A 15,516-nucleotide genomic window follows, 5' to 3' on the forward strand; every position below is an offset into this window, starting at 1 on the left:
AAAGCAGGGAGATTGGTTAGTTGTTATTTTTTTACAACTCGTTTTACAAGTTGTGTTTGCCCTGCCGTTATGTGCATAAAATATACTCCAGCTTCATAATATCTGAGTGATATGTTTGTGTTTATACCGCTACTAGATAACTCTATACGCTCAACAATACGACCTCTTATATCTGTTATAACCATATAATCTAGTGGAGTATTACTCAAGTTTTTGAGAGTAATGTCTCCTGGCGTGGGGTTAGGGAATAGTATGATGTCGCTTTCGCGTAAGCTTAAATCATCTACACTTAGCGGGTTGTTAGTCACTGTGATTGTAAACTCACAGGTAACCATATTTCCATCTTCGTCAAAACCTGTAAGCGTTACCGGAACCTCTTGAGGAGCATCTATGATCGTGCCAGCAACAGGTTGTTGAGAGACGTTTGTAAAGGTGCCACCACCACAGTTATCTGTAAGTGATTCTATGTAGTTTTCTATCTCATAAAGGTCAAAGAGATCTGCCTCTACGGTAAAATCTTCTTGACAAGAGATGAGTCCAAAATCATCTGCATCTACAAGAACAGTCGCTTCACAAGTGGCAGTGTTTCCGTTTTGATCTGTAACGGTGAGTGTCACGATATTTTCTCCCACATCTGCACAACCAAACTCTGTTATGTCTAGGCTGAGTGTTACCTCTCCACCACAGTTGTCTGTACTACCATTGTCTATCATATCTGGTGTTATACTAGCTGTACCAGTATCTTCATCAAGTATAACAACAATGCTTTGACAGATTGCCGTAGGTGGAGCCTCATCTACTACAGTGACATTTACTGTACAAGTGGTTACATTACCTTTTGCATCTGTAACGGTAATATTTACAACATTTTCGCCTAGATTAGAACAATCAAAAGTGTCTACGTCAAACTCAATATCTGAAGTAGGCGTGCAGTTATCAGGAACTCCTAGAAGATCGTCATCTGGATCTGCAAAGCTTATCTCAAATCTCAATAGTTGACCAACGTCACCTTGTGTATTATCACAAACAGATAGACTCCAGTTTCCATTTATTTGCTCACCAGCAAAAGTATCTGCAAAGGTTCCTCCTTCTGGAGAATAAATTCCGTTTACAAGACCTGTTGCCATTGTGATGTCTTCTCCATCATCATCAAAGGTTGCATTTTCATAACCCTGTGCATTTCCGCCATTACCTGCAGAGAGTACAAGTTCTGTACCTTGTGGTGATGTAAGGGTTAAGTCTAGGTCACCTACAAAAGAGTGATCCAGATCTACAATGACCGTAGCAATGCGATAGGCGTCACCTATAGTGCCCTCAAGATCTACTGCTGCTGTAGATGTGGTAGGTCCTCCGGCACAATTTGTACCTCCTGTGCCTGTCATCGGGATACTTTCTGGCACTCCGTCACCAGTAAAAGGAATAGCCTGTACAGGTACTAGGTTACCTATTACATCTTCTGGAGTAAGAATTGCGATACCATTTTCATCTAGTGAGATGGTTGCATCCATACATTCTGGTGTGGGTGCAGTAACATCTATAACTGTCACAATCGCTTCACAAGTAGCCGTATTGCCAGCATTATCTGTAGCAGTAACTATTACCACATTTGGACCGGTGTTTGCACAGCCAAATTCTGATATATCTAATTCTAAATTATCTATAAGGCAAGTAGAAGATGTATCTGCAAGTACATCTTCTGGTATAATGGTAACCATACCATTCTCATCAAGCTCAACAGTGATATCTTGACAAGTGATTTGCGGTATAACACTACTTGTAACCGTTACAATAGCCTCGCAACTTGCTGTATTTCCATTCTCATCTGTAGCCGTGAGGGTAACCACGTTTTCACCAAGATTTTCACACGTAAATGAATCAATATCTATACTTAAACTTACTGGCGTACAGTTATCACTTGTGCCACCATCAATATCTTCTGGGGTTATGGTTGTCATTCCATTTTCATCTAGTGCTATCTCAATATTTTGACAAAACATTCTAGGTGCTAGATCATCTATAATTGTGATTGTAAAAGAACAAGTATCTAGGTTACCATTACCATCTTCTACAGTAAAGGTGTTAGTAGTGGTACCTACGGGGAATGGGTTGCCGCTTGCAAAACCAGCAGTTTGTGTAACAGTACCACCGCCAACACAGTTCTCATTTGTAAATGGTCCTTCGTAAGAAATAATTGCCCCACAACCCGATGCCGCATCAGAAAATACAATTTCTGAAAAACCTGTATTTCCATCTCCATAATTAGATAGTACTTCCATACGGATTGTAGTTGCCGTAATAGGGGTGAATGTAAATACCTCTGGTGCGCTCGGTGCGTTTTCTTCCGCTTGCGCGAAAACTATAGGCGCTCCCTCTACATCTATATACGTACTACCATCTATACTATAAGAAATCAAAACATCTCTTATACCTGAAGTTCCATCTGGCCCCGGACCACCACCATTTTGATTCCAGAAAGAGAATCCGCTCACGGTTGTCTCTGCTCCTAAATCAAAATCAATTGTACCAGTACTTCCTTCTCCTATCCAAGAATTTTCTGGAGTAGAAGGAGCGTGATTTGTAGTAAGGCTAGGAGAGGTGTTTAGGCCCGTTCCGTCTATTGCATTTGAAAGCGTACTGCCAAAGGCGCTATTATATGTTGTAGTAGCTCCCGTAGGTACGATAGGGTTAGAAATTTCAGATAGATTAATAACCAAATCTTCTGGACAGGTAATTTCTATAGGTTGGTTATTAACTACTGTTATCACTGCTTCACAAGTAGCAGTGAGACCTTGCTCATCTGTTACTGTTAGAATAACAGTGTTTTCACCTAGGTTATCACAAGTAAACTCAAACACATCTAGTTCATAAGTTAGTTCGCCACAAACAGCAGTACTGCCTCCATCTACTAGTACTGGGTCTACGGTAATCATTCCTTCTTCATCTAGTTCTACTATAATGTTTTGACATACAGCTGTAGGTGCTATGTTGGTTTCGACAGTGACAATAGTTTCACAAGTCGAGCTATTTCCATTTGCATCTGTTACGGTAAGTACTACTGTGTTTTCCCCTAGTTGCTCACAAGTAAATGAATCAATGTCTATAGCGGTAGTAATATCACCACAGTTATCAGAACTTCCATTGTCAATATCATCTGCGGTAATAGTTGCGATACCATTTTCATCAAGCACTATAGTTATAGGTGCGCAAACGGCTCTTGGCGCTACATCATCTATTAGTGTGATTGTAAATGAGCAAGTAACCTCATTACCATTAGTGTCAGTTGCTATAAATGTATTTGTAGTGGTGCCTAGCGGGAACGGACTACCACTTTCAAAACCAGCTGTTTGTTCTAAAGTACCGCCACCTAGACAATCAAGATTTTCAAAAGGACCATCGTAGTTTACAATAGCGCCACATCCATCTGTTACATCTGCAAAAGCGACCTCTGCTATTCCTGTATTACCATCGCCATAATTGCTTTGTACATCAAAGCGTATGTAGCGAGCGGCAACCTGAGTAAATGTAAATACCTCTGGACCTACAGGTTCTGAAGTAGTAACCTGAGCAAATACTGTAGGCGCTTCAGTAAGTACTGTATATGTTACGTTATCTAACGAGTATAGTATAGTAACATCTTGAATACCAGAAGTGCCATTTGCACCAGGACCTCCACCGTTTAAATTCCATAGAGAGAATCCATTTATAATGGTTTCTTGTCCAAGATCAAAATCTATACTACCGCTCGACCCAGTACCTATAAAAGCATTACTAGGTGTCGAGGCTTCGTGATTTGCCATTAAGCTAGGAGACATCTCAAGACCAGTGCCATTAAAAGCATTTGCAAGCTCACTTCCAAATGCAGGACTAAATGATGTCGTACCATTAGAAACTTCTACAGGCATCAATACCTCAGAAAGATTAAGAACAATATCTTCTGGACACTCAATATTAAGCGGCTGTGTATTCTCTACAGTCACAATAGCTTCACAAGTCGTAAACTCGCCACTAGGGCTCGTTGCAGTAAGTAATACTATATTTTCACCTAGTTGCTCACAAGTAAAGGCGTCTTGGTCTAGTGTAAGCTCAAAAGTGCCACAGTTTGAGAAGCTACCCCCATCTACTTGTTCTGGGGTGATGATTGCCATTCCGTCTTCATCTAGTTGTACGGTAAGGTCCATACATACAGCAGTAGGAGGACTGTCACTTATGACAGTAACAATAGCCTCACAAGTAGCGATAAGACCATTACTATCAGTAACGGTAAGTGTCACTGTATTTTCTCCTACATTATCGCAAGTAAAAGTATCTGTATCTATTGATAATGTAATATCACCACAGTTATCTGTACTGCCTCCATCTATATCTTCTGGTGTAATGCTGGCCGTACCATCTTCACCTATTTCTATAGTAATCGCTTGGCAAACAGCTCTTGGTGCTACATCATCTATAATGGTGATGTCAAAAGAGCACGTTTGTACGTTACCGGCACCGTCTGTAACTTCAAAAGTATTTGTGGTTGTTCCTAACGGGAACGGGCTTCCACTTGCAAAACCTTCGGTTTGTACAAGTTCACCACCTCCAGCACAAAGCGCATTTGTAAATGGTCCTTCGTAAGTGACAATTGCCCCACAACCTGACGGAGTATCGGCAAAGACTATTTCCGCGAAAGCGGTATTACCATCTCCATAATTGCTCATCACCTCCATACGAATCACGGTAGCAGCAATTTGATCAAAAGTAAATAGCTCTGGCGCAGATGGCTCACTTGCCGTTACCTGAGCAAACGTAGTAGGAGCACCCGGGATAGCAGTAAATGTTGTGCCATCTGTAGAGTAGAGCATTGTTATCTCTTGTATGCCAGAAGTGCCATTTGCACCAGGACCACCACCATTTTGATTCCAGAAAGAGAAGCCACTTATAAGAGTCTCTCCTCCCAGGTTAAAATCAATTGTACCAGAAGTTCCTGCGCCTATAAAAGAATTACTAGGCGTGGTAGCCTCGTGATTTGCTGTAGTACTAGTTGTGGTACTTAATCCCGTTCCATTTGTAGCATTTGCTATATCACTACCAAAGGCAGGGCTAAAGCTCGTTGTTGTACTACTTATGGTGACAGGTTCTAGTACTTCAGATAAGTTTAGAATGAGGTCTTCTGGGCACGTAATGGTTACTGGCTCGTTATTAACTACAGTTACAATAGCCTCACACGTTGAGGTATTGCCTTGAGGATCTGTTACTGTAAGTACAACGGTGTTTTCGCCTAGATTCTCACACGTAAACTCTGTGATATCTGCTTCATAGATAAGTGGTCCACATACAAAAGTACTTCCTCCATCTAGTAAGGCAGGGTCTAGTGTGCCTACACCGGTAGCATCAAGTTCTAGTGTGATGTTTTGACAAACTGCAACAGGTATATTAGGATTTTCAATAGTCACAATTGCTTCACAAGTAGAAATTAATCCATTACTGTCTGTAACGGTTAGGGTAACTATATTCTCTCCTACATTCTCACAGCCAAATTTATCTATGTCTATAGCAATGCTCACATCACCACAATTATCTGTACTACCTCCATCTACATCTGCCGCCTCTATAGTTGCAGAGCCTGTTTCATCTAGTTGTATCGTGATATCTTGACACACTGCTCTTGGCGCTACATCATCTATCACCGTAATATCAAAAGAACAGCTCAGAGTGGTGCCATTTGTATCAGTCACCTCAAAGGTATTTGTGGTTGTACCTAGTGGAAAAATACTACCGCTGGCAAAACCTGCCGTCTGTACAAGCTCTCCACCACCTAGACAATCTACATTTGTAAAAGGACCTTCATATATAATTGCTGCACCACAACCTACCGTGGTGTCTGCAAAAGCAATTTCTGCAAATCCAGTATTGCTATCACCATAATTACTTAATACTTCAAAGCGTATAACAGTAGCTGCTATTTGTGTAAAGCTAAATGTCTCTGGAGCTACGTCTTGTGATGATAACGCTTGCGCGAAAACTGCCGGCGCTCCATCTACCGGAACAAAGGTTGTCCCATCTACCGAATAAGAAATACTTACATCTTGAATTCCTGAAGAGCCATTCGCACCTGGACCACCGCCGTTAAGGTTCCAAAAAGAAAAACCAGTTATTGTTCTTTCGGTGCCGAGATCAAAGTCTATAGTTCCCGTTGTGCCAGCTCCTATAAAGGCATTGTTTGTTGTAGTTCCATCGTGAGTCGCAGTAAGACTTGGTGAGGTTGCAAGACCAACGCCGTTAATGGTGTTCTGTATACTACTACCAAAGGCTGAATTAAAACTCGTTGTCACACTAGTAGGTGTAACAGGCTCTAGCACATCAGAAAGATTGATAATCATATCTTCCGGACAGGTTAGATCAAGTGGTTCATTATTTTCTACAGTAACGATTGCTTCACAAGTAGTGCTATTTCCAGATGCATCTGTGGCAGTGAGTATCACAGTATTTTCTCCTAAGTTGTCACAGGTAAACGTTGTAATATCTGTACTAAGTGTAAATAATCCACAAGTGGCAAAGCTTCCACCATCTATTTGATCAGGAGTCAGGGTTGCTGTGCCATCAGCATCTAGTAGTAGAGTGATATCTTGACAAACAGCAGTAGGAGCAACGCTCCCTACAATAGTTACAATAGCTTCACAAGAAGATGATAGGCCGTTGCTATCTGTAACTGTTAAGGTAACTATATTGTCTCCTACATTATCGCAGGTAAATGTATCTGTGTCTATTGACAATGTAATGTCACCACAGTTATCTGTACTGCCTCCGTCTATATCTTCAGGAGTAATAGCTATAGAACCCGTTTCGTCTACTTCTAAGGTTATGTTTTGGCATACAGCTCTTGGCGCAACATCGTCTATTATAGTGATATCAAAAGAGCACGTTTGTATATTTCCTGCGCCGTCTGTCACTTCAAAAGTATTTGTGGTTGTTCCTAGCGGAAATGGACTTCCACTCGCAAAACCTTCGGTTTGTACAAGTTCACCACCTCCTGTGCAGAGGGCATTTGTAAATGGTCCTTCGTAAGTGACAATTGCTCCGCAGCCTGACGAAATATCGGCAAAGACTATTTCCGCGAAAGCGGTATTACTATCTCCATAATTACTCGTCACTTCCATACGTATTACCGTAGCCGCTATCTGATCAAAAGTAAAAATCTCCGGCGCCGAAAAATCATTATCTGTGACTTGTGAAAAAATAGATGGAGCACCTGGAATAGGGATGAAGTTTGTTCCATCTGTGCTATAAGAAAAGACTACATTTTGAACACCAGAAGAACCATTTGCACCGGGACCACCACCATTTTGATTCCAAAATGATAGTCCGCTTACAAGAGTCTCACTACCAAAGTTAAACTCTAATGTTCCAGCAGTACCGGTTCCTATAAAAGAGTTGCTCGGAGTTGTAGGCTCGTGTGTAGCTGTAGTACTTGGCGAGACGGTGAGCCCTGCGCCGTTTGTAGCATTTGAAAGTTCACTACCAAAAGCAGCCGTAAAAGTTGTAGTAGTACTTGTAATCGCTATAGGTTCTAGCGTCTCAGAAAGATTAAGAATAATATCATCTGGGCAAGTTATGGTTACCGGTTCATTATTTACTACGGTAACTATCGCCTCACAGGTTGAGGTATTCCCTTGAGGATCTGTAATTGTAAGAACGACGGTGTTTTCGCCTAAATTTTCACAGGTAAATTCTGTAACATCTGCTTCATAAGTAAGTGGTCCACAAACAAAAGTACTTCCCCCATCTAGTAGTACAGGATCTATAATTGCTATGCCCGTAGCGTCTAGTTCTACAGTTATGTTTTGACAGATAGCCTCTGGTATATTTAGATTTTCTACCGTTACAATTGCCTCACAAAAGGAGGTGTTTCCATTACCATCAGTTGCAGTAAGGGTTACTATATTTTCGCCCACATTTACACAGCCAAATTTGTCTATATCTATAGAAAGTGTGACATCTGTACAGTTATCTGCCGTTCCGCCGTCTATATCTGAGGCAAGTATAGAAGCACTGCCCGTTTCATCTAGTTGTATAGTAATATCCTGACATACCACATCTGGTGCAACATCATCTGTTATCGTTACATCAAAAGAGCAAGTGATGATATTACCAGCACCATCATCTACTTCAAAAGTATTAGTAGTAGTGCCCAGTGGGAAAGCACTTCCCGATGCAAACCCAGCAGTCTGAGTAAGTGTACTTCCAGGGAAACATTCTTGATTTGTAAACGGACCTTCATAAGTAATCACTGCACCACATCCCGAGGTGGTATCTGAGAAAGCAATTTCTGCAAAGGCAGTATTTCCATCTCCATAATTAGATTGTACTTCTATGCGTATGGTCGACGCCATTACTGGTGTCCAAGTAAATATTTCTGGTGCGGCAGCGGTATTTGGTATCACTTGCGCGAAAGAAGTAGGCGCCCCAGGAATAGGTGTAAAATCTGTTCCGTTTGTTGATGATGAGATAATCACATTTTGAATACCCGAAGTTCCATCTGCCCCTGGACCTCCACCATTTTGATTCCAAAAGGCAAGTCCAGAAACGGTTGTCACAGCGCCAAGAGAAAAATCTATTGTTCCAGTAGTTCCTTCACCTATCCACGAGTTGGTATTACTTGATGGTGCGTGCTCACTTTCTAAAGATGGGAAAGCATCAAGCCCTGTACCGTCAAAGGTGTTATTGAGACTTGAACCAAATGCCGTCGTAAAACTAGTAGAAGCCGAATTAGGAATGATAGGCGTAGCGACCTCAGATAAGTTAATGTTTATATCTGCCGGACAAGTAATTACGAGCGGCTCATTATTTTCTACGGTAACAATTGCGGTACAGGTATCTGTATTTCCAGAAGCATCTGTTACGGTAAACGTTACAGTATTGTCTCCGAGATTCTCACAGGTAAATTCTTGTACGTCTAGTGATAATTCTACGGCAGTACCACACGTAGATCCTGAGCCATTATCAATGTCTGCAGGGGTGATACTTGCGATACCATCCACAAGCTGAATAGTGATATCTTGACAAACGGCCACCGGTAGTTCATTAGAGGTAACCGTAACAATCGCCTCACAAGAAGCGCTGTTTCCATTTACATCTGTTGCTGTAAGCGTCACAGTAACTGGCGTACCTACATCTGCACAAGTAAATGTATCTTGATCAATACTCAAGGTTACATCTCCACAATTATCTGTAGTACCATTATCAATATCTGCTGCTGTGATTACAAAGTTTCCTGTCTCATCAAGTACCACTTCGATATCCTGACATACCACATCTGGAGCAACATCATCTGTTATTGTCACATCAAAAGAGCAAGTGATGATATTACCAGCGCCATCATCTACTTCAAAAGTATTTGTAGTAGTACCCAGTGGGAAAGCACTTCCCGATGCAAACCCAGCGGTTTGAGTAAGAGTGCTTCCTGGGAAACATTCTTGATTTGTAAACGGATCTTCATAAGTAATCACTGCGCCACATCCTGAGGTGGTGTCTGAGAAAGCAATTTCTGCAAAGGCAGTATTTCCATCTCCATAATTAGATTGTACTTCAATGCGTATGGTTGACGCCATTACTGGTGTCCAGTTAAATATTTCTGGTGCGGCAGCGGCATTTGGTATCACTTGCGTGAAAGAAGTAGGCGCCCCAGGAATAGGTGTAAAGTCTGTTCCGTTTGTTGATGATGAGATAATCACATTTTGAATACCCGAAGTTCCATCTGCCCCTGGACCTCCACCATTTTGATTCCAAAAGGCAAGTCCAGAAACGGTTGTCACACCACCAAGAGAAAAATCTATAGTTCCGGTAGTTCCTTCACCTATCCACGAGTTGGTGTTACTCGATGGTGCGTGCTCACTTTCTAAAGATGGGAAAGCATCAAGCCCTGTACCGTTAAAGGTGTTATTGAGACTTGAGCCAAATGCCGTCGTAAAACTAGTAGAAGCCGAGTTAGGAATGATAGGCGTAGCGACTTCAGATAAGTTAATGTTTATATCTGCCGGACAAGTAATTACAAGCGGCTCATTATTTTCTACGGTAACAATTGCGGTACAGGTATCTGTATTTCCAGAAGCATCTGTCACGGTAAGCGTTACAGTGTTATCCCCCAGATTCTCACAGGTAAATTCTTGTACATCTAGCGATAATTCTACGGCAGTACCACACGTAGATCCTGAGCCATTATCAATGTCTGCTGGAGTGATACTCGCCATACCATCCACAAGTTGGATAGTGATATCTTGACAAACGGCCACCGGTAGTTCATTAGAGGTAACCGTAACAATCGCCTCACAAGAAGCGCTGTTTCCATTTACATCTGTTGCTGTAAGCGTCACAGTAACTGGCGTACCTACATCTGCACAAGTAAATGTATCTTGATCAATACTCAAGGTTACATCTCCACAATTATCTGTAGTGCCATTATCAATATCGGCTGCTGTGATGATAGCATTACCTGTTCCGTCTAGAAGAACCTCAATGTTTTGGCATAATACATCTGGTGCTACATTATCGGTAATAACAATATCAAATGAGCAGGTTTGCGTTCCGCCACTGCCATCTGTAACTTCAAAGGTATTTGCGGTTGTTCCTACTGGGAAAGCACTTCCGCTAGGTAATCCTGCTGTTTGTGTTACTTCACCACCGCCATTACAGGCAGCATTAGAAAATGGCGTTACATAAGCTACTAGTGCACCACAACCTGGTGTGTCATCAGAAAATGCTATTTCCGCGAAAGCGGTATTACCATCTCCATAATTTGATTGTACTTCTATGCGAATGCTAGAAGCAATGATAGGTGTAAAGTTAAAGACCTCTGGGGCCACAGGACCATCTCCAGTTACTTGTGCAAATACTGCTGGTGCTCCAGGGATAGGTGTAAAATCTGTTCCGTTTGTTGATGATGAGATAATGACATTTTGAATGCCCGAGGTTCCTGAAGCACCAGGACCTCCGTTGTTTTGATTCCAAAAAGAAATGCCACTTATGGTCTGACTACCACCTAGATTAAAAGTGATTGTGCCAGAGGTTCCTTCACCTATCCACGAGTTTGTAACTCCAGAAGAGCTGTGGTCAGAATTGAGATCTGGAAAAGTGGTAAGTCCATTACCATTAAAAGTATTAGTAAGGCTCGACCCAAAAGCAGTGGTAAAACTAGTACTAGCAGATGACGGTATGATGGGTGTAGCCACTTCAGAAAGATTAAGTGTAATATCTGCTGGACAAGTGATGGTTGTAATACTGTTACTCTCTACCGTAACGATTGCTTCACAACTTGCTGTATTACCTTGATCATCTGTAACCGTAAGTGTAACGGTATTAACTCCTAAATTTTCACAGTTAAATTCTGTGATGTCTGCGCTTAGTATAGGAGCTCCACAAGCTACAGAACTACCATTATCAATATCTGCAGCTACAATGGTTGCTACTCCTGTATCATCAAGGCTTATGGTAATATCTTGACATACTACGGTGGGTACTACAGTATTTTCTACTGTGACAATAGCCTCACAGGTAGCACTATTACCATTGTCATCTGTTATGGTTAGAATTACGGTATTTTCTCCTATATCTGCACACGTAAAATCTGTTATGTCTAAGGTTGGGGTTGCCGTACCACAGTTATCTGTAGAGCCATTGTTTATTTCTTCAGGAGTGATGGTAACAGAGCCCGTTGCATCTAGTTGTACCGTAATATCTTGACAAATAGCGATAGGAGCCACATCATCTATAATGGTAATATCAAAAGAGCAAGTTGCTGTATTTCCGTTTCCATCATCTATAATAAAGGTGTTTGTAGTTGTACCTATGGGGAAAGGATTTCCACTAGCAAATCCTGTTGTTTGAGTAACGGTGGCTGCCACACAATTTGTAGCTACTATAGGTGCATCATAGGTGATGACTGCTCCACAACCATCTGTAATACTAGAAAAAATGATTTCTCCCAGACCTGTGTTGCCATCTCCATAATTAGATAATACCTCTATGCGTATAGTCGAGGCATCAATAGGTTCAAAAGTAAATTCTTGCACTGCAGCGTTATCACTCGCTATTACTTGTGCAAATGTTGTAGGAGCGCCTGAAATAGGTGTAAAATCTGTCCCATTTGTAGAAGCACTTATAATAACATCTTGTATACCAGATGAGCCTGAGGCACCAGGACCACCTGCATTTTGATTCCAGATGTAGATTCCATTTATGCGCTCTGTACCGCCTAAACTATATTCTATAATACCACTAGTACCACCACCTATAAAGGAGTTTGCAGGCACTGTAGCGTCGTGAGTTGCAGTAAAACTTGGAAATTCTGATAAGCCACTACCGTTATAGGTATTGCTGAGCGAACTGTCGAAAACAGTTGTGAATGATGTAGATGCAGAGACAGGTGTAACCGTTGCAACATTCTCAGAAAGATTAAGTATGATATCTGCCGGGCAGGTAATATCAAGTGCTCCAGCTTCTACAGTTATGGTTGTGGTACACGTATCTGTATTTCCTGCAGCATCTGTTATGGTGAGCGTTACCGTATTATCACCTATGTTAGAACAGTCAAAGCTGGTTATATCAAGTGATAATACAGCGTCTGGACAATTATCTGAAGAAGGTGTAACGGTATCATCCACATCTGCTGTGGTAATACTTGCAAGGCCATCCTCATCTAAGGTAATTGTAAATGGAGCAATACAGTTTGCCACTGGAGCTTCATTATCTGTTACTGTAACTGTGAAGGTACAAGTCGCCACCCCGTCTGGATCTCCAGTAGCCTCAAAGGTTACTGTAGTATCTCCCACAGGAAAGAAGTCTCCAGATGCTGGACCTTCTATTTGTGTAACCGTAAAGGTTGCCGTTCCATCCGGATCGTTTGGTGTAGGCGTGGCAAATGTGACATTTGCACCGCATAGTCCGGCATCATTTATTTGTGTAATAGGTGCAACAGGACAGTCTGTAAAAGTCGGTGCGGTTTGCGCAATGGCAGTCGAAAAGATACCACATACCAAGAGTATGCGTATCGCAGTAGTAATTTGTTTCATATTAATCCCCCAATTAATGAAGACTAAATGTATACACTATAAGTGGTTTGTATAAAGTGAGTTAGGTCAGAAATTTCCGTCAGAAATCGCGCAATAGGCTAGGGGTAAATGCCCTGTTTAGCTCAAATCAAATACTATTTATATATACGCTTTCGCGAAAGCGTAATTCTTCTCACATCGCGCATTAAGTACGTCTATAAGGCATATTTGAGTAGATGTCTCACATCACTTTCTGTAAGACATTAAAAACTTGCTGTTATAGCTTATTGCCCCTTTGGTAAATACGTATTACACAATTTGATGCAATAATCGCTATACACTTTACCGAAATGAGATGCGTGGACACTGTTTTGATAAACAAATAATTAGCCACTTTTTACGTGATGTAATCTAGCTTTTAGAAAAAAGGAGTGTATTGTAATACTCTAAAATCTATGGTGTTAAAATCAGGATTTTCTGCCTTTAGTTTTTTATAAAGTTCCAGGCTTCCCACGGCTCTATTTGCCGCTCCAGAGGGTGCTGTGAGTGATACCATTTTAATAGTACGACCTTCCCAGTCAAAGTTGTGTACTCTAGGTACTACATCGCTTACAACCTTAAGGCGCACCTGTTTTTCTTTACAAGCTTTCCTAAAGAAATACTCAGGGCCATTTTTACTGTTTCCACCGGTAAATAATAGGGTGTCTACTTGTGTATGTTTAGAGAGATAACCGAAGATATCGCGCAGTGTGATGTTACTCATCCCTATGTCTGAGGCATCTATTTTTTGTCTCTCTGAAGAGGCTACAATGTCACAAACACCTATGTTTCTTGATTTTAGAAATGCCTTGCGCTGGTTTATGGCTTCTGCCGTAGTCTCAAATGTGAGGTTTAAGTCAAAAATTTTATTAAGTATGGGCCACAATTGCCCGTCTATGCTACCGTAACTAAAATCTACATCACCCACTTTTAAGTCACCCGTTGTAAAGCGTGGTGGCGGTAATGTACCCACAATAAGCTTGGTTGCTTTCTCTAGATTAAATGGCGGGTAGGGATGTGTGTGCTTAAAAGGTCTTGACATATGCTTGTAAAGTTCGTAAATTGAAAGGAAACAATAGCATTATGGGACGCGGAGATAAAAAATCAAGACGAGGTAAGATAAGTAGAGGCACCTTTGGCGCACGCCGCCGAAAGAAAGGACGTAAAAAAGCTAAAGAAGCTGCAAAGATGGAGAAGGTTTAACCTTTTGCTCTTAGTCTTTTTAAAATACGTAGTTGTTTTTTGTCTACCTTTTTTCTGAGGATATTACCAGAACAGAGACCGGTTGTATGCGCATTTTTATCATCTACCAGCTGTGGAAATCTATCATTAAAATGCGAACTAGCTCTTGTATACACTAAGTAAGTCAAACCTTCACTAAATACATAGCCACAACTACTCCCAGAAGCTTCAGAAAGTATCTCAATCGTGCTTTTAGAAAAAGAGCCCTTGTACTGTTTGATGATTTCAAAGGTATAACGCACGGGATCTCCGCTACTGCGCTTGCGTGCTTTATTAAGTACTTCCTTCTTGATAAGATTACCACTAAAAACGACATCGGCGCGTTTGTACTTTTCTGTAATTTCTTCTTTTTTTGAAATTCTTGGGTCTTTTGCACAGGTGCAAGCAATTGCTTGTACACTGGAGAGAATAAACAGCGCTATAATTAGTGATCTTAGCATCGATTACCTTGTAAATACAAATTCGTTTTTATCTTCATTAGACTCTTCTGCGCTGTAAGCGTAGCCGTCGTAATCAAAACCTTTGAGACCGTCTATTGTGTTTACATCCTTATCTATAATATAACGCACCATCGAGCCACGGGCTTTTTTTGCAAAGAATGAAATAATCTTGAGTTTCCCGTTTTTAAAATCTTTAAAGATAGGTGTGATTACGGGTACTTTGAGCTGCTTAGGTTTTATAGACTTAAAGTACTCTTGACTCGCAAGGTTTACAAAAAGCTCATCATCTTCAAGTTCTTTATTAAGCACTTCGGTAAGGGTGTCTCCCCAAAACTCGTATAAATTTTTATTACTGTAGTACTCTAGTTTTGTACCCATCTCAAGGCGGTATGCCTGCATTAAATCTAGCGGTCGTAAGATCCCGTACATCCCACTTAAAATACGTAAGGTGTCTTGAAGTTTGTCAAGCTTTTCTGTGGGTAGGGTATAGGCATCGAGCCCTGTGTATACATCACCATCAAAGGTGTACACCGCTGGTCTCGCATTCTTTTTTGTAAATGGAGTTGTAAAATCTTGGTATCGCTGGTAGTTTAAGTCTGCAAGCTTCTCACTGATGTGCATCAGATCTTGAATCTCTTTTTTTGTCGTATTAGAAAGCTTGCTGTTAAGCTTTTCTGCTTGCTCTAAAAACTGCGGCTGTGTAGCACGCGTAGTAGGTAGCTTATCTTCAAAATTAAGTGACTTTGCTGGTGATACAACGATTTTCATAGGTG

The 15,516-nt window shown here is 41.2% G+C and carries 5 protein-coding genes; 1 reads left to right on the forward strand and 4 read right to left on the reverse strand.

What is annotated here, in order from left to right:
* Positions 1-23 precede the first annotated feature (23 nt).
* Both Q0948_RS10705 and Q0948_RS10710 read right to left on the reverse strand, forming a co-directional pair.
* On the reverse strand, positions 24-13,043 hold the full coding sequence (locus tag Q0948_RS10705; RefSeq protein WP_298352206.1) for an HYR domain-containing protein: 13,020 nt from the start codon (positions 13,041-13,043) through the stop codon (positions 24-26).
* Between the two features lie 397 nt (positions 13,044-13,440).
* Positions 13,441-14,103: a uracil-DNA glycosylase family protein gene (locus tag Q0948_RS10710; RefSeq protein ID WP_298352209.1), complete on the reverse strand. Its 663-nt coding sequence runs from the start codon at positions 14,101-14,103 to the stop codon at positions 13,441-13,443.
* Between the two features lie 41 nt (positions 14,104-14,144).
* On the opposite strand from Q0948_RS10710, the gene Q0948_RS10715 reads away from it, so the two are divergent.
* A complete protein-coding gene (locus Q0948_RS10715) occupies positions 14,145-14,264 on the forward strand; it encodes a 30S ribosomal protein THX (RefSeq protein WP_035327856.1) in 120 nt (39 codons plus the stop codon).
* Here the strand turns inward: Q0948_RS10715 and Q0948_RS10720 are convergent.
* Together Q0948_RS10720 and yaaA are read right to left on the reverse strand one after the other, a co-directional pair.
* Entirely contained in the window at positions 14,261-14,743 is a 483-nt protein-coding gene (locus tag Q0948_RS10720) for a hypothetical protein (RefSeq protein WP_298352215.1), read from the reverse strand. The two genes, Q0948_RS10715 and Q0948_RS10720, sit on opposite strands and share 4 nt — an antisense overlap.
* 3 nt (positions 14,744-14,746) lie before the next feature.
* A complete protein-coding gene (gene yaaA / locus Q0948_RS10725; RefSeq protein ID WP_298352216.1) occupies positions 14,747-15,511 on the reverse strand; it encodes a peroxide stress protein YaaA in 765 nt (254 codons plus the stop codon).
* Positions 15,512-15,516 lie beyond the last annotated feature (5 nt).

The sequence above is a fragment of the uncultured Dokdonia sp. genome (genome assembly GCF_947496725.1).
GTDB lineage: Bacteria > Bacteroidota > Bacteroidia > Flavobacteriales > Flavobacteriaceae > Dokdonia.